Annotated in this window: 20 protein-coding genes; 10 read left to right on the top strand and 10 right to left on the bottom strand. The window is 60.8% G+C overall.

Translation table 11 applies throughout. The features are described from left to right. Nucleotides 1-86: 86 nt before the first annotated feature. Complete coding sequence (locus tag ACR9ZC_RS06420) at nucleotides 87-575, bottom strand: nuclear transport factor 2 family protein (protein ID WP_331569949.1); 489 nt, start codon at nucleotides 573-575, stop codon at nucleotides 87-89. Between the two features lie 56 nt (nucleotides 576-631). Then, nucleotides 632-1,276 carry a TetR/AcrR family transcriptional regulator gene (locus ACR9ZC_RS06425; protein ID WP_481579588.1) on the bottom strand — a complete coding sequence of 215 codons (645 nt, stop codon included), beginning with the start codon at nucleotides 1,274-1,276 and terminating at the stop codon, nucleotides 632-634. Nucleotides 1,277-1,404: 128 nt separating this feature from the next. On the opposite strand from ACR9ZC_RS06425, the gene ACR9ZC_RS06430 reads away from it, so the two are divergent. Beyond that, nucleotides 1,405-2,034: a YceI family protein gene (locus ACR9ZC_RS06430; protein ID WP_481579740.1), complete on the top strand. Its 630-nt coding sequence runs from the start codon at nucleotides 1,405-1,407 to the stop codon at nucleotides 2,032-2,034. A gap of 30 nt (nucleotides 2,035-2,064) precedes the next feature. Here the strand turns inward: ACR9ZC_RS06430 and tdh are convergent, their stop codons facing one another. Both tdh and ACR9ZC_RS06440 read right to left on the bottom strand, forming a co-directional pair. Then, a complete protein-coding gene (gene tdh, locus ACR9ZC_RS06435; protein WP_331569943.1) occupies nucleotides 2,065-3,096 on the bottom strand; it encodes an L-threonine 3-dehydrogenase in 1,032 nt (343 codons plus the stop codon). A gap of 16 nt (nucleotides 3,097-3,112) precedes the next feature. After that, the gene (locus ACR9ZC_RS06440) at nucleotides 3,113-4,312 is read right to left on the bottom strand and encodes a glycine C-acetyltransferase (protein ID WP_481579589.1); all 1,200 of its coding nucleotides are present in this window, start codon (nucleotides 4,310-4,312) and stop codon (nucleotides 3,113-3,115) included. Between the two features lie 162 nt (nucleotides 4,313-4,474). On the opposite strand from ACR9ZC_RS06440, the gene ACR9ZC_RS06445 reads away from it, so the two are divergent. The 3 genes from ACR9ZC_RS06445 to ACR9ZC_RS06455 all read left to right on the top strand — a co-directional run bounded on the left by ACR9ZC_RS06445 (nucleotide 4,475) and on the right by ACR9ZC_RS06455 (nucleotide 6,327). Beyond that, nucleotides 4,475-5,095, top strand: coding sequence for a helix-turn-helix domain-containing protein (locus tag ACR9ZC_RS06445; RefSeq protein ID WP_331569939.1), 621 nt, complete (start codon nucleotides 4,475-4,477; stop codon nucleotides 5,093-5,095). Nucleotides 5,096-5,160: 65 nt separating this feature from the next. Then, nucleotides 5,161-5,739, top strand: coding sequence for a nucleotidyltransferase family protein (locus ACR9ZC_RS06450; protein WP_481579590.1), 579 nt, complete (start codon nucleotides 5,161-5,163; stop codon nucleotides 5,737-5,739). A gap of 213 nt (nucleotides 5,740-5,952) precedes the next feature. After that, nucleotides 5,953-6,327 carry a DUF2471 family protein gene (locus tag ACR9ZC_RS06455; RefSeq protein ID WP_481579591.1) on the top strand — a complete coding sequence of 125 codons (375 nt, stop codon included), beginning with the start codon at nucleotides 5,953-5,955 and terminating at the stop codon, nucleotides 6,325-6,327. 121 nt (nucleotides 6,328-6,448) lie between these two features. Here ACR9ZC_RS06455 and ACR9ZC_RS06460 read toward each other — a convergent pair whose 3' ends face one another. Continuing rightward, a complete protein-coding gene (locus tag ACR9ZC_RS06460) occupies nucleotides 6,449-7,657 on the bottom strand; it encodes a DNA-binding protein (RefSeq protein ID WP_481579592.1) in 1,209 nt (402 codons plus the stop codon). 1,867 nt (nucleotides 7,658-9,524) lie between these two features. Between ACR9ZC_RS06460 and ACR9ZC_RS06465 the strand changes: the two genes are divergently transcribed. After that, a complete protein-coding gene (locus ACR9ZC_RS06465; RefSeq protein ID WP_481579593.1) occupies nucleotides 9,525-10,883 on the top strand; it encodes a RepB family plasmid replication initiator protein in 1,359 nt (452 codons plus the stop codon). Nucleotides 10,884-10,956: 73 nt separating this feature from the next. Here the strand turns inward: ACR9ZC_RS06465 and ACR9ZC_RS06470 are convergent, their stop codons facing one another. The 3 genes from ACR9ZC_RS06470 to ACR9ZC_RS06480 are packed head-to-tail and all read right to left on the bottom strand — an operon-like array spanning nucleotide 10,957 to nucleotide 13,350. Beyond that, nucleotides 10,957-12,006 carry a ParB/RepB/Spo0J family partition protein gene (locus tag ACR9ZC_RS06470; protein ID WP_331571689.1) on the bottom strand — a complete coding sequence of 350 codons (1,050 nt, stop codon included), beginning with the start codon at nucleotides 12,004-12,006 and terminating at the stop codon, nucleotides 10,957-10,959. Between the two features lie 24 nt (nucleotides 12,007-12,030). Further along, complete coding sequence (gene parA, locus ACR9ZC_RS06475; protein ID WP_481579594.1) at nucleotides 12,031-12,693, bottom strand: ParA family partition ATPase; 663 nt, start codon at nucleotides 12,691-12,693, stop codon at nucleotides 12,031-12,033. Nucleotides 12,694-12,744: 51 nt separating this feature from the next. Further along, nucleotides 12,745-13,350 (bottom strand): DUF6944 family repetitive protein, encoded by a 606-nt coding sequence (locus tag ACR9ZC_RS06480; RefSeq protein ID WP_481579595.1) that lies wholly within the window; start codon nucleotides 13,348-13,350, stop codon nucleotides 12,745-12,747. Nucleotides 13,351-14,061: 711 nt separating this feature from the next. Here ACR9ZC_RS06480 and arsC point away from each other — a divergent pair. Continuing rightward, nucleotides 14,062-14,421: an arsenate reductase (glutaredoxin) gene (arsC, locus tag ACR9ZC_RS06485; RefSeq protein ID WP_481579596.1), complete on the top strand. Its 360-nt coding sequence runs from the start codon at nucleotides 14,062-14,064 to the stop codon at nucleotides 14,419-14,421. A 280-nt stretch (nucleotides 14,422-14,701) separates the two neighbouring features. Further along, nucleotides 14,702-15,259, top strand: coding sequence for an NADPH-dependent FMN reductase (locus tag ACR9ZC_RS06490; RefSeq protein WP_481579597.1), 558 nt, complete (start codon nucleotides 14,702-14,704; stop codon nucleotides 15,257-15,259). Between the two features lie 24 nt (nucleotides 15,260-15,283). Here the strand turns inward: ACR9ZC_RS06490 and ACR9ZC_RS06495 are convergent, their stop codons facing one another. Both ACR9ZC_RS06495 and ACR9ZC_RS06500 read right to left on the bottom strand, forming a co-directional pair. Further along, nucleotides 15,284-16,039 carry a hypothetical protein gene (locus ACR9ZC_RS06495; protein ID WP_481579598.1) on the bottom strand — a complete coding sequence of 252 codons (756 nt, stop codon included), beginning with the start codon at nucleotides 16,037-16,039 and terminating at the stop codon, nucleotides 15,284-15,286. Nucleotides 16,040-16,106: 67 nt separating this feature from the next. Then, nucleotides 16,107-18,350 (bottom strand): hybrid sensor histidine kinase/response regulator, encoded by a 2,244-nt coding sequence (locus ACR9ZC_RS06500; protein WP_481579599.1) that lies wholly within the window; start codon nucleotides 18,348-18,350, stop codon nucleotides 16,107-16,109. 515 nt (nucleotides 18,351-18,865) lie between these two features. Here ACR9ZC_RS06500 and ACR9ZC_RS06505 point away from each other — a divergent pair. The 3 genes from ACR9ZC_RS06505 to ACR9ZC_RS06515 are packed head-to-tail and all read left to right on the top strand — an operon-like array spanning nucleotide 18,866 to nucleotide 20,788. Then, the gene (locus ACR9ZC_RS06505) at nucleotides 18,866-19,234 is read left to right on the top strand and encodes a response regulator (RefSeq protein WP_481579600.1); all 369 of its coding nucleotides are present in this window, start codon (nucleotides 18,866-18,868) and stop codon (nucleotides 19,232-19,234) included. Continuing rightward, complete coding sequence (locus ACR9ZC_RS06510) at nucleotides 19,227-19,850, top strand: chemotaxis protein CheC (protein ID WP_173260263.1); 624 nt, start codon at nucleotides 19,227-19,229, stop codon at nucleotides 19,848-19,850. Before ACR9ZC_RS06505 ends, ACR9ZC_RS06510 begins: the two co-directional genes overlap by 8 nt. 8 nt (nucleotides 19,851-19,858) lie before the next feature. Further along, a complete protein-coding gene (locus ACR9ZC_RS06515) occupies nucleotides 19,859-20,788 on the top strand; it encodes a sensor domain-containing diguanylate cyclase (protein ID WP_481579601.1) in 930 nt (309 codons plus the stop codon). The last annotated feature ends 39 nt before the right edge of the window (nucleotides 20,789-20,827 follow it).

The following is a 20,827-nucleotide window of genomic DNA, read 5'->3' on the forward strand; positions in this document are numbered from 1 at the left end:
CGGCAAACCGCGCACGAGGAACCGAAGACACGCTCGGTTGGAACAGATCGAACCGGCGCCGTTTACGCGTGGACGGACAACCAACCTCAGAGCCCGAGATCGGACAACCCTGGATGATCGTCCGGCCGGCGCCCCAGCGGCCAGCGATAGAGCCGATCGCTTTCGCGTATCGGCAGATCGTTGATGCACGCGAACCGGCGCGCCATCAAACCATTTGCATCGAATTCCCAATTCTCGTTGCCGTAGGAGCGAAACCAATTGCCCGAATCGTCGTGCCACTCATAAGCGAATCGCACGGCAATCCGGTTGCCGTCGTGCGCCCAAAGCTCCTTGATGAGCCGGTAATCGAGCTCCTTGGCCCATTTGCGCCGCAAGAACGCAACGATTTCCGGACGCCCATTGACGAATTCCGCGCGGTTGCGCCAGACGCTTTGCGGCGTGTAAGCGAGCGCGACGCGCTCGGGTTCGCGCGTATTCCATCCATCCTCAGCGGCGCGCACTTTCTGAATGGCGGTTTCGCGAGTAAACGGCGGAAATGGCGGCCGCGATTCGTTCGATTGATTCGGATCTGACATGGTCTCTCCTTTACGTTCGGGCTAGTGAGAAAGTCTTTGTTCGCAAGGGCGCGCCGCTATACCGATGCGCGAGCATCGAGCAACGTCATGGCCGCGGCGCGCGCATCCCGCGCCGCGCCGGCACTGCCGCTCACGAGCGCCACGCCAATGGCCCCGTCGATCAGAATCAGCCATTGCCTGGCAAGCGATGCGGCCGCTTTTGTGTCTCGGCCTGTGTCCGCGACATAAGCGTCGCAAGTCACGCGAATGAATTGCAGCAACTGCGCCTTGTGCTCGCGTGCGACCACACGAATCGGGTCTTCGGCGCAGCCGATCTCGCCCGACGCATTCAAGAACGCGCAGCCATGGAAGTCCGGCGACGCAAACCATTCGCGCAGCACCTCGAACATCCCCAGCAATTGCTCGCGGGCCGTCTTCCCGCTGCGCCGCGTGCCGTCGACGAACCAGCTCATCCAGCGCTCGTGACGCCGCCGCAACGCAGCGGCCACCAGCGCATCTTTCGATTCGAAGTACGTATAAAAGCTTTTGCGCGTGGTCGCGGACTGCCGGACGATGGCGTCCACGCCGGTCGCGTGAATACCCCCCGCATAAACGAGCGCCTCCGCGGCGTCGAGCAGCTTGTCGCGCACACTGCTCCCCGCCGAGCCGCGTTCGTGCTCGTCCTCGTGCTCGCCGGTGCCATGTCGATCCGTATTTGCCATGGCGCTAAGGTAGAACGATCGTTCTACCTTGTCAATCGAGGTTTCGCATATAAGCTATAAGCCCCACCGATCGCTCAACCACTCCAATGAAAGAACTCAAGACAGCGAGCGTTAAAGCCGCGTACGCCATGCTGTTCGCGTTGATCGCCACGAGCACCGTTTTACTGCCCGCATGCACCCCATTGCGGGTGGTGACGCATACCGTCGGCACGGACGAAGCGCGCGTTCCCGCGGGCAGCTATGCGCTCGACGCACATCATTGGAGCATCACGTTCGATGTCGACCATTTGAAATATTCGCGCTTTACGATGCGTTTCGATAAAGCGCAGGGAACGCTCGATTGGAAGCCGGGCGGCATGGAAGCGAGCACCGTGGACGTTTCGATCGACGCATCGAGCGTCGACACCAACGTAGCGCTGCTGGACAAGCTCGTGAAAGGACCGGATATGTTCGACGCAGCGAACCATCCAACGATTCGCTTCGTCAGCACGCGCGTCATGCGCACGGGCAACGCCGAGGGTAAGCTCGAAGGGAATCTGACGATCCGCGGCGTCACGCGGCCAGTGGTGCTCGATCTGAAATTCAACGGCTACGGCGTCGATCCGCTGACCAAGGAAAACAAGCTCGGCTTTTCCGCGCAAGGACACTTCAGCCGTTCGCAATTCGGACTCGGGACGTGGTACCCCGCGGTCGGCGACGATGTACGGGTGAGAATCGAAGCCGAATTCGCACGGCACGCGGACGCCGAAGCCCGATAGGGGCCGACGTTCGTCGACGGCCTCAACCTCTCAAGCGTCGGTCCAGTCGAGAATCACCTTGCCGCTTTCGCCCGACAACATCGCGGCGAATGCCTGTTCGTAGTCCGCGACCGCAAAGCGGTGCGTCAGAATCGGCGACAAGTCGAGCCCGCTTTGGAGCATCGCGACCATCTTGTACCAGGTCTCGAACATTTCCCGGCCGTAGATCCCCTTGATCTCGAGGCCCTTGAAGATGACCTGATTCCAGTCGATCGCCGTCTGCGCCGGGGGAATGCCGAGCAACGCAACTTTGCCGCCGTGATTCATTGCTTCGAGCAAGCTCGTAAATGCGCTCGGGACGCCCGACATTTCGAGGCCCACATCGAAGCCCTCCGTCATATGCAGTTCGGCCATGACATCGCGCAGCGATTCGCGCGCGACATTCACGGCACGCGTCGCCCCCATCTTGCGCGCGAGTGCCAGACGATAGTCGTTGACATCGGTGATCACCACGTTGCGCGCGCCGACATGCTTCGCTATCGCGGCCGCCATGATGCCGATGGGGCCCGCACCGGTGATCAACACATCCTCGCCGACGAGATTGAACGACAGTGCCGTATGCGTCGCGTTGCCGAAGGGATCGAAGATGGCGGCGAGATCGTCGGAGATCTCATCGGGAATCTTGAAGGCGTTGAATGCGGGAATGACGAGAAATTCGGCGAATGCACCCGCGCGATTGACGCCGACCCCCACGGTATTGCGGCACAGATGCCGGCGTCCGGCTCGGCAGTTGCGGCAAAAGCCGCAGGTGATGTGGCCTTCGCCCGATACGCGATCGCCGATGGAAAAACCGCGCACCTCCTGCCCCATAGCCACGATTTCGCCAACGTACTCGTGGCCGACGTGCATCGGCACGGGAATCGTCTTTTGCGCCCAGTCGTCCCATTTCCATATATGGATGTCGGTCCCGCAGATCGCGGTCCGCTTGATGCGGATCATGACATCGTTATGACCGACCTCGGGTTTGGCCACACGGGTCAGCGTCAAGCCAGGAGCACGCTCGAGTTTCGCCAGTGCTTTCATGGTTTCGCTCCTTCTCTCAAACGATGCCGAGCGATTTGCCGACTCGCTTGAACGCATCGATCGCGCGATCGATCTGTTCGGGCGTGTGTGCCGCGCTCATCTGCGTGCGAATGCGCGCACGCCCTTTCGGCACGACCGGATAAGAAAACCCGATGACGTAGACGCCTTCTTGCAACAGCGCGTCCGCCATGCGTGAAGCGATTTGGGCATCCCCCAGCATGACGGGAATGATCGGATGTTCGCCCGGTACGAGCGTGAAACCGGCTGCGCTCATCGCCTCCCGAAAACGCTCACCGTTGGCGCGCACCCGGCGACGCAGTTCGGCACCTTCATCGCTTCGCAAGAGATCGAGCACCGCGAGCGATGCCGCTGCGATGCTGGGTGTGAGCGTATTGGAAAAGAGGTACGGACGTGAGCGCTGCCGCAAGAGTTCGACGATTTCGCGGCGCGCCGCGACGTAGCCGCCCGACGCTCCGCCAAGCGCCTTGCCGAGCGTGCCCGTCACAATGTCCACGCGGCCCTCGACGCCGCAGTATTCGGGCGTGCCCCGGCCGTGTTCGCCGACGAAGCCGACCGCGTGCGAATCGTCGACCATCACGAGCGCGCCATAACGATCGGCCAGGTCGCAAATCCCCGCCAGGTTAGCGATGATGCCATCCATCGAAAAGACGCCATCGGTCGCAATCAGCTTGAAGCGTGCCCCGGCCGCATCGGCTTCGCGCAACTTCGCTTCGAGGTCGGCCAGATCGTTGTTCTTGTAACGGTAACGCTTGGCTTTCGAAAGCCTCACGCCGTCGATGATGCTCGCGTGATTGAGCTCGTCGCTGATGATGGCGTCGTTCTCGTCCGTCAACGTCTCGAACAATCCACCGTTTGCGTCGAAGCAGCTCGAATAGAGAATCGAGTCTTCGGTGCCGAGAAATTCCGAAATGACATGTTCGAGCGTCTTATGCACCGTCTGCGTACCGCAAATGAACCGCACCGATGCCATCCCGAAACCGTCGTTGTCGAGCCCTTGCTTCGCCGCTGCAATCATGCGGGCATCATTCGCAAGACCGAGATAGTTGTTCGCACAGAAGTTGAGCACGTCTTCGCCGTTTGCCAGCTGAATAGCCGCGGACTGAGGACTGGCAATGACGCGCTCGGATTTGTAAAAACCGTCGGCTCGGATCTGGTCGATCGTCTTGCGCAAATGGGCAAGATAAGTTTCGCGCATCGTTGCTGCTCCTGTAAGAGTCGGTTCGAATCGCGCGCTTCCCGGATCACGGGTCGATACGCGCATGTAGCTGTTATAGTCGGTCATCGCCGATAGCGGACGATTTCAATTTTTCGAACACAAGTTCGATATATCGAACAACTTTAAGCGATCGGAAACCAAATGGCAAGCACGGGCAACCGGCGCGGCCCGCACGCGTCTTCACCCGCGGTTGGAGCAGGCGCCCCCAGCGCCGCGCCACCGCGCGTCGGTGAGCAAATTCAGCGGCTCAGAATGGATCGCAAGATGACGCTCGACGACCTGTCTCGCGCAGCGGGGGTGTCGAAGTCGATGCTGTCGGAAATCGAGCGCGACAAGGCAAACCCCACTATCGCTGTCGCATGGCGGTTGACGAACGCGCTCGGCGTCAGCCTGGACCAGCTGTTCGCCACGCACAAAGCCCCGGAGACCGTCGTCGTGGCAGGTCCACACGATATTCCGACGCTCGATGGGCACGAAGCGAAGTATCAACTGCGCGTATGGGGCCCGATCGAGTTGGCCGGTAAATTCGAATGGTATGAATTGACGTTGCAAGCTGGCGGCGCTCTCGTCTCCAATGCCCATGAACCCGGTACGCGCGAACACTTGACCGTGCTGCAAGGATCGATCGAGGTCGAGGTCGATGGCGTGGTCAAGCGCCTGAAAACCGCCGATACGGCGCGTTACGTGGCGGATGTCGATCACGCGGTGCGCAACGCAGGCAAAGGTGAAGCCAAAGCGTTGCTCGTCGTCATCCACGGATAATTTCGCAAGCGGTCTATAAAACCCGCCTTTACAAGTTGTCTCCCGACGCAGGAGGCTCTCCGCTCATGTTATCAACCGATTCCGAAGCAACCCTCATTGCCCTTGCGCGGGAGTCGTCATGGTTTTGGCCTGCACTGGTTGCGGTCCGAACCCTGAATCTCCCCTCGTGGTGCATCGGCGCGGGTGCGGTCCGGAACCTCGTGTGGGACTCGCTGCATGGACTGGATATGCCGTCGGCATTGTCTGACATCGATGTTGCGTACTTCGATAGCACCGATCTTTCTGCAGAGCGCGACGCGACATTTCAATCCATGCTAGCTGACACGCACCCCCAGTTCCCGTGGGAGGTGACCAATCAGGCCGCAGTTCATACTTGGTTCGAGGCAACATTTGGTCACACTGTGCCGCCTTTCAAGTCGCTGGAGGCCGCCGTTGCGTCGTGGCCAGAGTATGCGACTGCAGTCGGGCTGACACTGCTTCGCGACGACTCGATCGAGGTCACTGCCCCGTATGGGTTGGACGATTTGTTTGCTATGGTGGTCCGTCGGAATCCCGCGCGAGTCAGTGTCGCAACGTATCGAGAGCGAGTGGCACAGAAGCAGTATCGCAATCGTTGGCCCCGCGCGGTCATCGTTCCTTGCTAATTGCACGTATGTTGACTTACCGACCTTCGCACTGTGCGCCTCGGCCGCGAACAGTTTGCCGATCAGCACAACGGGGCGCGCGGTTAGCAGCACGACCTCCGGCGCTCATCGGAAGGGCGTCTTTATTGGTCTGAGTGCAAGTGTCCACGCGGACACCTAGCATTGGCCCAGATACTGTATATTTGTACAGGTTATCTCGATTTCAAACCGGCCATGAGAGAACAAGACCTCGCTCCAATACGCTTGCGGGCGGCAGCCCGCGACCTCGAACAAATCGTCCGCCACATTGCGGCGCGCTACATCGTCCAGGGTGTGCCGCTGACGTGGCGCCTGCTTCATGCCATCGAAGCCGAGGCGCTCGCCGATCTCGGTTTCGCAAGCCGCCACGAAGCGTTCATCCTGGATCTGTTCAAGCGCCCGGCGGACCTGGCTTATCCAGAAACAGACGACCCCGCTACGTTCGGGCGATCGAATGCGCTGCCAGCCGCGCTGGCGTTCGCGGTCGCGGCGTATGAAGAAGCACAGGAAAAACCGCCGGCCGGCGGCACGCGAAAGCAGGCGGACCGGTCACCCCACGCTCGAGGCTAGCGCGGCCAAGCGGCGCGTGCATGCCTGTGTGGCTCCTGGAAACACTCACGCAAGCCATCCCGAAAAAGCTCACCTCGAGCGTCGGGCCCCCGGCGGACTGAATCGCAGGCAAGTCGACTCGTCAGGCATGCGAAGCTGTGCCGTGCCCGCTCATGAAGCGGGTCACCGCTTCGAGCCGCGAAAGGCCGACACCCGACGAATGCTCGCACTCGGGGCACAGCAATTCGTAACCATCGTCGAGTTGACCGAGTTCCGGTTCGCCGTCCGGACACTTCGGACAACGAGCGGGCAGCAATACATGCCCATCGAGCAACGTTCCGAGCGTGGCGAAATGCGCATCGCTCAGTTGGCCGGCCAGTGCAAGCTCGCAGACCACATCGGCTAATTCCGGCGAAACCGCGGAGCGCGCACGCAGCGCATCGAGCTCGCGCGTCAAGGCGTCGATTTCGTCGGACTGCCCGCGCATCTGCGTTTCGAGGCGATCGGCCTTTCCCTTGGCGGCACTCAATTGCTGAATGAAGTCGAATTCTTTCCGGCTGGCATCGCGAATGCCGGCCTGATAGGTACTGGCCATACTGCGCAACGAATCGAGCTCGACGAGCATTGGCTTGACTCGGCGCTCGGCTTCGGCGATCGCATCTTTGATCTGAGTGGCGTAGTGCTCCGCGTTTTGCCGCATTTCCGCGTGAAGCGAATCGATGCGTTCGCGTAATTTTGCGTTAGTCGTGCGTTCGTCATCGAGCAACCGGCCGAGCTTTTCGTTGTCGGCCAGGAGCCGCGCTGCGGTGGCGGTCAATGTCTCGTGACTCGATGCGCGTTGTGTCTGCTCGCTGGCGAACTCGGCCTCGAGTTCGCGTACCCGTGCCCAAGCAGTCTGGGCGAGAGACTCGCTGCGTTGGAGCGCCTCGTTCAGCGTTTCCTGCCGAACCTCGGCATCACGCACGCGGCGTTGAGCGTCTTCGAGCGTTGCCTGCATTTCGAGGCGCTCGGTCTCCAACATTTCTTTCGCATGCGCGAGTGCCTGCGCGAAGAGCTCGCCGAGCAGTTCTCCGGCTTTGTCTTCCAGCGACGGTGGAATCGCCCCGGCGCCGACCTTGACCTTCGAAGTCTCGCGAATACGCTCCCAGAAATGATCGATGTCTTTGGGGATGTCGCTTGCGCTGCCGGTTTGCGTCAGCTCCCGCACAGCAGCCATCGAAGGACGGATGCCCAAATCGAAAAACAACCGCTTGCACGCATGGAGCGACAATTCGCGACGATGCAGCCCGCGGGCCTTCATCGATTCCAACTCTTGCCGGATGAGCTGTCGTTGCTCGTCTAGGATGGACATGGGCGCAAACTCGGTTTCAATGTGTGCGGATCATAACGGATTACGTAGCAGGCAATACGATCGGACAGAGAACTGTCGTTTTTTGGCGACCGACCCGCTGCATCGTCGCTACCAAGGCTTGTGCGGCGGGGCCGTTCAAGCAGATCCGTGAAACAAAGCGAAGGAGGTGAATCAAGTCTTTGATTGTAAAGGGATGTACCAAAGCAGCGTCGATAGAGGCCATGTTTCACGGACAGGTGTGCCCCAAGCTTGGGAAGATTGTTCCAACAATTTTCTAACGACACACGACGGTCTTTCTTGAGAGTCATAGAAGTAAACACCCTTGAACCTTATTTAAAAACGTTAACGACTCCGCAAACCCTTGCTGCTCACGGGGTTGCGCGGTGCAACGTGAGCTTTTGCGGGGGCAATCGTGAGACGTTGCGGGAGCCATGCGTGATGAGGTTCGGGAATGACCGTGAGCCGCTGCGGGATAGGTCGTGAGCGGATTCGGGAGCCGCACCGAAAACGGGCTCGCCAAAACGTGAGCCTTTACGGGATCGATCAGGCGCCTGTGTCCCGCTCTCCGTGGCCCGCAGATCCGCGAGCACCATCGAGCAGGTGAGGTTTTCCGGGAGCGCTGCGCACCTCGGTTTACGCCTCCAATCTACCCCGCTCAGAGGCCAACGTGAGCAAACACGGGAGCCATGGCCCGTCTGAGGTGAGGCTTTTCAGGAGGACATCGCACTTTGCAGGGAAGGTCCTGTGAAGGGTGAGCTTTTACGGGACCGTGCCGATGGTTTCCTGTCGGCGGCCTTCGCGCGTTGGGCTGCTCACCGGCGGTGTCTTCTATGGTGAGCCTTTTCGGGAGCTTTGCGAAACTGCTGCGCCATCTCAGAGGAGCATGCCTCCGCGCGCCCGAAGGTGAGTGTTTGCGGGAGACATTGAGGCCGGTCACCTCCGAGGACCAAGGAAGTTAGTCATTACTCTCGCAGTAAGCCGCACCGACATTGATTGGTGAGTGGGTATCAGGGCGTGCGGTAGACGCAAAGGTGAGAGTTTGCAGGGGGCTTTCATAGATGGAGGTATAGCTCGTTCATCGAAGGTCCGTCCGTCTGAGGTGAGGGAATACAGGAGATACAGTGATGAAAGAGGTTCCTCGAGGAGTTGTCTCTAAGTGTCGGTAGCGACAGACAAATTTGCTGGATCCCGATCGACGGGTGAGACTTTGCGGGGGTGAGCGGATGCAGGGTCGACGACCGTCGGATCGCTTGTCGCGGGGCGCAAAGGTGAGTGTTTTCAGGACCATAGCGGAGGCCGATTTACGGGCGTTGCGGTTCCGGACCGCGACTGGACGGGCCCTGTGGCCTATGTGAGGTGAGGAGTTTCGGGATGCACCGTCGATATCTCCTGCAAGCCGATACCGCGACTGCGCGACCCCGCGAGCGCATTTCGGTACGCCACGTTGCGGACGTCGGTGCGATTTGCAGCCGCGTTGCCTATTGCTTGCAGCTCCGCGCTCGTCGGTTGAGATGTGAGCGCGCGAGTTCGACCATGTGGAATATGTGAGTCAGACTGCGAGTAAAGCGGGGTTCGGCGGGATGGAGCGCGGGTTCGTCGTGAAATCGCGACAATCGATAAAGTGAGCTTATTCAGGACCCTGCGCAGGCATTTCGCACCGACTGTCGATCGCTTATTTTGCGCTATGCCTCAACAGACAACGCTCGTTGCGCGACTCCGTCTTCCGGGTAGGTGAGCGTTTTCGGGATTCACCCGAGGTGAGGCGCCGTTTCTTGGCCAGATTCACCGAACACGGTGAGAGCCTGCCTGTAGACGAGGTTCACCGCACTCCGGTATGCTCTTGGCAAATCTCTTCTTGACCTGACGCATGGCAACGAAGCGCGCGAAGAAAACCGATGTGGTGAGTCCAAGCTCCGCCGAGTTGCGCAAAGCGGTCGAGGCCATCGCGATTCAGCCGAAGAGCGGCAAAATCACGCTGCTCACCCGCAAACTGTTCAATGTCCTGCTTGCTGTTGCGCAGCAGGCTGACGATTCGGGCGATACCTACAGGGCACTGCTGTCGGACATCGTTGCGAACTCCGCCTTCGATTCGAACGACACCGCGCTCGTCAAAGAACATTTGCGTCGTATGGTGTCAGTGCAGGTCGAATGGAGCCAGGGCACATCCAGCCAGAAGCCGGGGCGCAAGTGGGGCATCTCGACGCTGATCGCCGATGCGGAAATCCTCGAAGACCCTGCCACGCGCCGCGTGTGGGTGGAGTTTTCGTTCGCGCCGAAGATCAAGAAAAAGCTCCTCGACCCGGTGCAGTATGCACGCTTGAGCCTGCAGTTTCAAAGCCAACTGCGCAGCAGCGCGGGCCTGGCGCTGTACGAGATTTGTGTGCGCTACCTGACGAATCCGAGCCACCTCACGATGCGCGAATCGTGGGCGTGGTGGCGGCCGATTCTCTCCGGTACGCCCGATACGGAAGCTGGCGACGAAGCGAAACGCGAGTACAAATACTTCAAACGCGACTACCTGCGGCCCGCTATCGCCGAAGTGAATGCGGTGACGAACATCTTCGTCGAGTTGATCGAACATCGCGAGGGACGCAGGGTGGCGGAGATACAGTTTCGGGTGACCGAGCGAAAACAGCCCATGCTCGCGCTGGATGAACATCCAAACGTCTTCGATAGCACGCTCGTGGACCGGATGGTGAAGCTCGGCATTCCGCTCAAGGAAGCGCAAACGCTTTATGCGGACAGTGAAGAGAATCGGATACGCGCCGCGCTGCAGATGACCGAGCAACGCATGCGCAGTACCACGTTGCCTCCCGTTCGCAGCGCGGGTGCCTTGTTCAAGGATGCCCTGAAAAAAGGCTATGCGCCTGCCGTGGAGATTCCGGCGCCGGCTGAAGGTGCGGCCAAGGTTTCGGCTATCTCGGCACCTACGGACGAACTCAAGGCACGGCTCGTCGACGAATATGGCGCCTACCGCCGCAAGGAAGCGAAGGCGCTTTACGAGGAGCAAGGCCAGTCCGAGCAGGAGCTGGCCAGGCGCTCGTTCGAGGAGGACACCCTGGCCGAGCTCGGTGCGCACATGCGCGACGAATGGCGCCGCCGTGGACTCAATTCGAAGTTGGTCGAAACGGCATTTTTCGACTGGCTCGCGCGCAAGACCTGGGGTGAGCCGACGGACGGCGATCTGCTCGCCTTCACCCTTCGCCATTCGCGCGCAACGGCGTAGGCGCCGCTGCCGCATCCTCGCTTCGCCCTACCCCACTCCTTCTTCCGGGATTCGTCTTTGGGGGCACGCTGCCCTATTGCGCGGGCAGCAGAATTGCCTCGAGCTGGCGAAGAATCTCGTCGCGCTTTTCCCGTGCCAGCCCGCGTAGCCGCAACTCGATGCGGTCATCGCCGTAGGATTTCAACTCTCCCACCGACGCGCCGTCCAACTTGATCTCCACGCGCTGAGCGTAACGCTGCCTGCCAACGGGCTTGGAATTTTCCTGCGGGCCGGTGCGGCCTTTGACGATGTCGGCAACTTGGCGCGTGCTCAGATCGTCCGAGAGAATTTTGTTGATCAGTCGCAGCGTGGCTTCGACCCCGCGCGCGGAATGATATCGGCCGACCTGATAGGCCATGTTCGAGCCGAAGCGATCGGGCCTGGAGACCATCTCCTGCATTATCGATTCGGGCAGTTTCGACAGCGAGAGTGCTACCGCGACGGTCGATTCGTCGAGGCCCAAATGTTCTGCGAGTTCCTTTTGGCTCTGGAAGTGCTGTTCGTCGAGAAAGCGACGCCACACCACCGCGTTGTCGAAAACCGTCTGCGAATCACGCTGGACGTTCAGATCGTAGCCAAGCTTATAGCTTTGGATGCCGACGGGAAGGTCAACGACGATGGCTTTGACCGTTTCCTTGTTGGCTTCCTTGAGCGCCCGGACCCGGCGGCCGCCGTCGCTGACGAAGTAGGTGCCGGGGTTGCCGTAGTCGGGAATGACGTGGATGGCCTGCTGCTGCCCTTGCTTCGCCAGATTCACCGCCAACTCCGCGATCGACGCCTTGATGTAAAAATGGCGCGGATTGAATGGGCTCGGTTTGATTGCTTTGAGATCGAGCTCGATAACTTGGCCCGGAGTGTAGCCATGGGTCATGCGCCAAGCGCGGTATTCGGGGGACTCGTTCGCATCATCGTTATCAGCGGGAGCCGTCATCGTGCTCGTCTTCGGCGTCAGCTTCGAAGGCGATGCTGCATCGTTCTTGACGAGGGTATCGATGGCGTTGAGCCGATCGAGAGCCGTTCGCTTTTCACTGCTGGTAGTATCCGGCCGCGCTTGAAAGCCTTTGGCGAATTGGGACGGTTTCATTGAGGGTCCTTTATGCGCATAAACTCAGGGGAGCAAGGCCGCGATCTCGTCGGCACAAGCGCGAATTTCCGCCGCGGCGAGCTTTGCGCCTCGGTCGTTCATCTGCAATACGGTCTGACCGAGAGCCATCGCCTGCTTGTATGCCTCGCGCGTCGGAATTTGCGTTTTCAGTAATGGGAAGCCGAGGTCTTCCAGCGCGCGTTTGAGTTCGCGCGTCAGCATTCTTTTTTCCTCGGTCTTGTTGAGCAGAAATACCGCCTTCAGATCCTCGTTCATTACTTGCGCCTGCTGAACAAGCTTGACGAGTCCTACGCTGGACCAGTAGTCAGCGGGCGACGACGACGTCGGAATCACTGCAATGGATGCGGCAAGCAGGACTACGCCCGAGACTTTCTCCGTAATAGACGGCGGGCAATCGACGACGATAACGTCGTAGTCGCCGATGAACTTCTTTATCTCTCGGTGAATTTGCCCTCCGGCCTCTGCGAGGTTGACGACCGGGAACGGGATGCCGGTGTCTGCGTCGGACGACGCGCTCGACCAATGAATGAGGGTGTTTTGGCCATCGGCATCGACCACGAGGACTCGCTTGCCCTTCTCGTGAAAAGCCGCACCGAGATGCATAGCGACGGTGCTTTTGCCGACTCCGCCTTTCTGTTGGGTAACCGCGACGATCTCAGCTGCCAATTTATTCGCTCCGTAACAGGTCGATGAATTCTACCTGGGAGTTTTTTTATTTCAATGATTAATGTGGCTCTTGCGCGACGATATGTCGTTTGGACGAGGGTTTATGCGCATAAACCGCCCTCGGCGCGAGCGGGATGCGTTTTCCGATACGAGGTCACCGTCGCTGAACGCACAGCGGCGGCTTTTTGCGTGGCGGGCAGTTTCAATCAGAACGCCATAGCTTGAGCGACGCGGCTTGCATCGCTGGGCGTTGTCCTTAAGCTGGTTCGAGAACCGAGAACCGAGAACCGAGAGCCGAGAACCGAGAGCCGAGAGCCGAGAGCCGAGAGCCGAGAGCCGAGAGCCGAGAGCCGAGAGCCGAGAGCCGAGAGCCGAGAGCCGAGAGCCGAGAGCCGAGAGCCGAGAGCCGAGAGCCGAGAGCCGAGAGCCGAGAGCCGAGAGCCGAGAGCCGAGAGCCGAGAGCCGAGAGCCGAGAGCCGAGAGCCGAGAGCCGAGAGCCGAGAGCCGAGAGCCGAGAGCCGAGAGCCGAGAGCCGAGAGCCGAGAGCCGAGAGCCGAGAGCCGAGAGCCGAGAGCCGAGAGCCGAGAGCCGAGAGCCGAGAGCCGAGAGCCGAGAGCCGAGAGCCGAGAGCCGACTACATCGTGTCGATCGGAACAATTCGGGACCGTGGCTAGTGTTTCATGGACCTAGCTCGTGTATGACGCGAACCCCGCGCCGAATGCGCTCCCCGGGGCCGCATCGAACGTTTGGGCGCAATTGCGTCGCCCGAAAATGTTTTTTTGGATTAACGGACACCTACACCAGGGCACCTATCTTCGGATCGGACTGACGTCCGCTCCTTAACGCCCCATCGCGCACGGGCCGCCGTGGCTCGCGCCCCGGGGTGATCGCGCTTTTCACACTCCTTCCCGGGAGCGGCCAAGGGGGCAACGCTTTATGCGCATAAAGTTCTCGGTTCCCGCGGATGGTTGCCGGTGCCGAATGGCAACGAGACGTTGCGCTGGCGCCGCCGAGTAGCCCGTAATCTCGTCAGAGACGGCCGTCAGCAAACCCGCGCCGAGCCGGCACCTTCCACAACACCTCCAGCGCTACGGTCTTACAGTTCATAAGACGCGAACTCAATCCGGAGCCAGCCCGTTACCGCGTCATCGAGATGCATTCAAAAAAAATCAAAAACATTGAATTCGACGAAGAGCAACTTATTCCCTAACAACTCCCGGCTGTCGTGCTGTCACGTGGCAGGCTCCTCGCTCGAAGCGTCGCCAGTATTTCCGGAGCACATCCACTAAGCTGCGCTACCGTGGCGGTTCCGCGTTTCGTAGAATCACGACCGAATATTTCCAACCTCCTGGCAGGAGCTGTTTGTCCATGATCACCATCTATCACAACACACGCTGTTCCAAGTCGCGTTCCACCTGTGAACTGATCGACAGTACGTTGAATACATCTGGCGAGCCGGTGCGCATCGTCGAATACCTGAAGGAACCGCTCAGAGTGGACGAATTGAAAGCGCTTCATCGCATGCTCGGCGGGCGGGTTCGCGACATGATTCGCGATACGGAGCCCGTGTACGACGAACTCGGACTCGCTGACGCTTTGCTCGACGACGATGCTCTTTTCGCTGCGCTTGCGGGCCATCCCATCTTGCTCCAGCGGCCGATCGTGACGCGCAACGGTAAAGCCGTCATCGGGCGACCGCCCGAGGCGGTCCGTGCATTGTTCGCTTGACCTGTCTTACAGTCGGCAGTACCGGATGGACGCCGGACGCCGTCGTCATCCGAACGTCATGATTGTGACGATCGGTAAGCGGGGAGGCGGAAACCAAAGTTATCCACAGATTCTGTGGAAAAGGTTGTGGAAAGGCGGCCTGAAACCCAGAGCCCGCTGCCATCTGACTGGGCTGCGCATAAATTGGCCGCTGGTTCGACACATGGGCGACTATCATGGAAAGCTCGTCGTCCCGGAGGTACCTGGGGGCGGCGCCTCTCAATGTGCAAGGAGCGACTTGATGGCTTATCGAATCGAAGTGGTGGTGGGCAGTCTGCGCCGGGATTCGTTCAACAAGCAACTGGCGCAGGCGCTCGCCCGGCTCGCAGGCTCGGAGATGACGTTCTCGTACCTGGATCTCGGCGTGTTGCCGCTTTATTCGCAGGACTACGATGCGGACTTCCCGCCAGTCGCGCGCGAGTTCAAGCAGCGGATAGAAGCAGCAGATGGGCTCTTGTTCGTGACGCCTGAGTACAACCGTTCGATGCCTGGCGTACTCAAAAACGCGCTCGATTGGGGCTCGCGTCCATGGGGACATAACTCGTGGAAGGACAAACCCGCGGCCGTTTGCGGTATCTCTGTCGGTGCGACGGGTACGGCGCTCGCACAGCAGCACTTACGCAACGTGCTCGCGTATCTCGACGTGCCCACGATGGGCCAGCCCGAAATATTCCTCAAGCACACCGAAGACTTTTTCGACGCGTCGGGGAATATCGCCAACGAGAGCACGCGCAAGTTCCTGCAAGGGTTCGTCGATCGCTTCGCCGCCTGGGTGCAACGGCAGACGGCGAAGCATTGAAGGTGCATCGCGTGCTAGCGACCGCTATCGATCGTCGCGCTCGCTGCCGTGAAAATGCTCTTCCTCCTGCAGGTACTCGTCGGGCACAGACGACGGCGAAGCGCTTGGCGCTGCTGGCGTGACGGCCGCACCGGACGGCGTACCGGCATCTTGTGCCCGCGCCTCGTCGCGCCGTCCAGCGAACACCGCGCCCATACCGGGGGCCGCGCCCGCGGCAACGGCCATGGCGTCTGACTCGCTCGCGGCCACGTCCTTGGCTGCTGCCGGGCCGGACGGCTCCGCGGCTTGCTCTTTTCGCGCGAAACTATGCACCCTGCCGCGCGTGGTCACGGTGGGGTTTCGCCGAAAACCGAGTTCCTCGAGCGGCGAGCGCTCCCGCGCCACCTCGTCGGCCGGAGCGCACCACGTGGCAGCCCGTTCTTCGATGTCCATCGGGTTGCGCGCGGCGAGGGCGGCGCGAACCGCCTCGCATTGCGCGTCATCGACGACATCCACGCTCAGCATGACCGCCCCCCGGCGCACGGCTTCGGCGTATTGAGTCGTTTCGCGCCGTGGCGGCTCGCTCGCGAAAAGCGATTCGAAGAATCGCTCGATGCTCGCGAGCAGCCCTTCGTCGACATGCGGCGGCTCGACAACCGTTGTGGCGTCGGTGGCGTACGTCGGCTCACAACGCGCTTGCAGCGTAATAGATGTCCGGGCGATTCCCTGGACGACCAATGCGTCGCGAGCTTCCTCCGCCCCGGCGTACGTATCGAAAAATGCAATGACCGTGTGCTGCATGATGCGCTCCCCCTATCGACTTTTAGTCACGGCACATTAATTGTTGCAAATAATGGGCCGGCCCCGCTCAACTCGCCTTGCCCGCCGCTGGGGCATGTTCTTCCCGTTCTCGCCGGATGGTCTGCAGCATCGCGTCGAGCAGGGCGATATCGAAAGGTTTTGACAGCACGCGTACGCGGACATTCCGCGCGCGTTCGAGTTCTTGCGCATAACCCGTCACAAGAATGACGGGCAGCGGGGGCACGAGCGACTGCGCCAACTCCGCCAGATCGAGGCCATTGCGGGTACCCGGCATATGGATGTCCGAAATGACGACATCGAATGCCGGCGTCGTGGGGTGCCCGATGAGTTGCAGTGCGGCATCGGCATTGAATAGGCAGGTGACGTCATGCCCCATCATGCGCAGCAAGGCTTCGGTGCCAGCGGCGACCTCGTCGTTATCTTCGACGAGCAAAATGCGCAGACCGCTGCTGGCCACCGCGCTTCCGGAGCGCAGCGAGTCGAGAGCGGGCTCGGCCGGCGTGGCGGTGGAGCGCGGCAAATACAGTCGTACGGATGTCCCGACGCCTAACGTGCTATCGATCGTCGCGAGTCCGCCTGAACGCTCGCAAAATGCGAAGACTTGCGGCAATCCGAGCCCCGTACCCATCCCCTGCGGTTTCGTCGTATAAAGCGGCTCGAATGCGTGAGCAAGGACTTCCGGCGACATTCCCGTTCCGGTGTCTTCGAGTGTCACGACCACGAATTCGCCGGTGAGCGCGAACCCGCTTTCGCGCTCGAGGCGAATGTCATGCGCGCGAATCGTGAACTGCCCGCCGTTCGGCATCGCGTCGCGCGCATTGACGGCAATATTGATCAGCGCAAGCTCGAGTTCGGCGATATCCACCTCGATAGGCCAAATCGGGTTGGCGATATCGATGACGAGACTGACCTTCGCGCCGAGCGATGCATGGAGGAATTCGCGGCTGGCTGCGATCCAACGCGCCAGATCGATCGTCTCGCTGCGCAGCGGTTGTTTGCGCGCGACGCCGAGCAACTGGCGCGTGAGGGATTGGCCGCTTTTGAGCGCGCGCTCGATCGCACCGAGTTCGCTTTCGATCTGGGCGGACCCGCGGCGCCGCGCGATCTGGACGTTGGTGGCAACAATCATCAGCAGATTGTTGAAGTCGTGCGCGACCGTGCCGACGAGGTTGCCCAACGCCTCCATCTTGCGCGATTGCCGGTACGCCGTTTCGATGGAGCGCCGCATCGAAGCTTCGGCTTGCCAGCGCGTCCATGCTTCTTCTTCGGCCGAAAGACGTCGTAACGATAGGCCGAGAACGAACCAAAGGACGATGGATGGAACGAAAATCGATACAGCAAGCACGGCAACGCGGTGCGACCAGTCTGCCCAAATCGCCGCACCGCTATACGCGCATGAGACATATACCGGGTAGGCGCCGACGCGCCGGAACGCAAGAATCTCGCCGTGACCGGTCTCCGGCGAATGACCGACTCGAATCACACCCGCCTTGGTGCCGCGTTGGAGCGCGGAAGCAAACGCCGGCGGCGGGGCGGCCTCGCTCGACTGCGGGTACGACGCCAGCACCGCGCCATCCGAGCGCATCAGCGAGATCGTGAGCGCACGGCTCTCCGAGCCAAGCAGTTCCCGGTAAAACGATTCGAAGTACGAACGCCGCAGCGCGACGGAAACGAGGCCGCCGAACTTGCCGTCGGGCAGGCGCCGGGCAATGCCTGTATTGAATACCGCCTCGCCGCTGCCGGCATGCCAGACCATGACCTTCGAGACATGCTCGAGAATCTGCCCGCCTCGAATGCCGACGAAATCGTCGCGCCCGGCGATCGACGCGAGCGGCGCGGGGTAATAGCGGCTGTTCGCGAGGAGCAGCCCGTCGGGCCCGAAGATCGAAATTGAGCCCACCTGCGGGTAGCCGCCGCCGATTTTGACGAGACTGTCGTGGATGTATGCTTCGCGGGCGCGCACCTGGCTGTCGTCGAGCCCGTGCACGAGGTCGTCCACGCGGGCATCGAGCGTTTCGTTCAGATCGAAAACCTTGAGCGCGTGCTCCTCGGCGATGCGCACGGTGCGCACCGCAGCGTCGGTCGCACGAGCGACACCGGTGCGGAAATCCGAATAGGCCACGGCCGCCGCATAGACGCACGGCAGGACGATCGCCGCTCCGAGCATGACGATCAGCGTGGTGCGCCGTCCCCCGAAGTCGGGCTCCGGGACGCTCGGGTACGACGACTCTTCCTGCCAACTCGAAGGCGTCGGGTTCGCTGCCGGTGCGTCGCGCCGGTGACGCGTCATGGTCGAGAGATCCAAGGAGGGATAGGTTGCCTGATTCCAATCATAAGCGACTTGAATCGCTGCCTAACGTGTGCGCCGTTACATTTATGAGGCTCATCGACCTTTCGGCCGACGAAAACAGCGACGAAATCGGAAGCGCAAACGTACACAAAAGAATAATCCACGCAATATTAGCGGAATATGTCCGTTCCATTTCTTCACATCGATAAATGCTGCGACGTTTCATCGTTCTGCCGAAACTGGGGGAGTTGATTTTCCGTCTGTTTGCCAAGAGAATTTGGCTCACTTTTACGAGAAAACACGCGTCCTGCGGGGGACGCACCTGTGAGGCATGCCTGCTTCGCCGCCATGCGCGTGCGCGAAGCCGCCGCGGCGCCTCTTCCGGTCCGTCCGGAAAGCGCGCTGCTCGCCGCGCGCTCGCAGCCTGCCGACCTGAGCTCGCCCTCTCGCTAAAGAAGGTTTCCGAGCCGCCGTTAACTCGGTGTAGATTGATCCGCCTTTTCGTCACGCCTGCCATGCCCTTGCCGATTGTGATCGCCGATGACTCCCTGCTTGCTCGCAAGGTTCTGACGAAAGCCTTGCCGGACGACTGGGACGTCGACATCACCTATGCATCGAACGGCCGCGAGGCGCTCGCGCTTTATCGGGCGGGCAAAGCGTCGGTCATGTTCCTCGACCTCACGATGCCCGACATGAACGGCTATCAGGTACTCGAGGCCTTGCGGCACGAGGACCTCAATACCTTCGTTATCGTGGTGTCGGCAGACGTACAACCTCTTGCGCAGGAGCGCGTTCGCGCGCTCGGCGCCGCCGCGTTCGTCGCCAAGCCCGTGACCCCCGAGGTCTTGCTGCCAATCCTCAAGGAGTACGGCTTGTATGCGTGAGACCGTTCTGACCGAAGACCAGCGCGACGCATTGCAGGAAATCGCCAATCTGGCGATGGGCCAGGCCGCCACGCGCCTCGCGACGCTGCTCGACACGTTCATCGAGCTGTCCGTGCCGCGGGTGAGAGTGGTGCGAGTCGAGGATGCGGCGCGCACGCTGCGCGACATGACCGGCATCGACGAGCATGTCATCGCCGTGCGTCAGGGTTTTCGGTCGGACATCAAAGGCGAGGCGCTCGTCATTTGCCGCAGCAGCGGCGTCGGCAATCTGTGCGCACTCGTCAATGACCCGTATGTTCATTCGGCATATGAATCGGTCAGCCAGACCGAGTTGATGTTCGATGTGGCGAACGTGCTGACCGGTGCGTGCGTGTCGTGCATCATGAATCAGCTCGATCGCACGCCGATCTTCTCGGCGCCCGGGCTGCTCGGCGAAAAGCTCGCGCTCGAAGATGTCTTTCATGCCGACGTGCTGGCCTGGCGGACGGCACTGCTGCTCGAAGTCAACTTCTCGCTCGAAGATAAGACGTTCCGCGCCCATCTCGTCATGCTGATGGCCGAAGAATCCATTCGCCGCATGAACGAGGCGCTCAATGCGATCCTGTCCAGCCTATGAATCAAGTGATGGAGCAGTCTCTCAGCGATCTCGTCATCGAGCGGGTGGACTTCGGCATCTTCGTGCTCGATCGCACGATGAAGGTACTGATGTGGAATCGCTTCATGCAGGACCACAGCGGATTGCCGGCCGAGCAAGTCGTCGGCAAGTCGGTCTTCGATAGTTTTCCCGAACTGCCGCGCGTCTGGCTCACGCGCAAGGTAGAGAGCGTCTTTCAGCTCGGCAGCTTCGCCTTCAGCTCCTGGGAGCAGCGGCCCTATCTGTTCAAGTTCGACCACGACCGGCCCATCACCGGCGGCGTCGATTTCATGCAGCAGGATTGCACGTTCATGCCGCTTACGCGCGGGCGCGAAGTCGTCGCGGTGTGCGTGACGATTTCCGACGTCACGAATGTGAGCGTGATGCAACGCGAGCGCGAGGAGGCCGTCGTCAAGCTGCGCGAGTATGCGAACCGCGACGGTCTGACGGGCATCGCGAACCGGCGCTTTTTCGAAGCGCGGCTGCGCGACGAATTTGCGCGCTGGCAGCGCTACGGCGGCGAGCTTTCGGTGCTGCTCTTCGATCTAGATCATTTCAAGGACATCAACGACCGGTTCGGGCACGCCGTGGGCGATACCGTGCTGCGCGTGATGGCGCAGCGGGTGGCCGATGCGTTGCGCGCGCAGGACATCTTCGGGCGTTTCGGCGGCGAAGAATTCGCGCTGCTGTTGCCCTGCACGCCGCTTGCCGATGCCATGATCGTCGCCGAAAAAATCCGGACCACGATCTGCGATACGCCGGTGGAAGCCGAAGGCGTGCGCGTGCCCGTGACCGCCAGTGTCGGCGGTGCCGCTGCGCGCCCCGGTCTGCCGGGCTACGAAGTCCTCATCAACGAGGCCGATGCGGCGCTTTACAGCGCCAAACGGCAAGGCCGCAACCGCTCGGTCGCGCTGGCCTGACGGGCCCCAAAAAAGGTTGATATACTTTGGCGCGTTTCC

The organism is Trinickia sp. HAY1-2D (assembly GCF_056754935.1).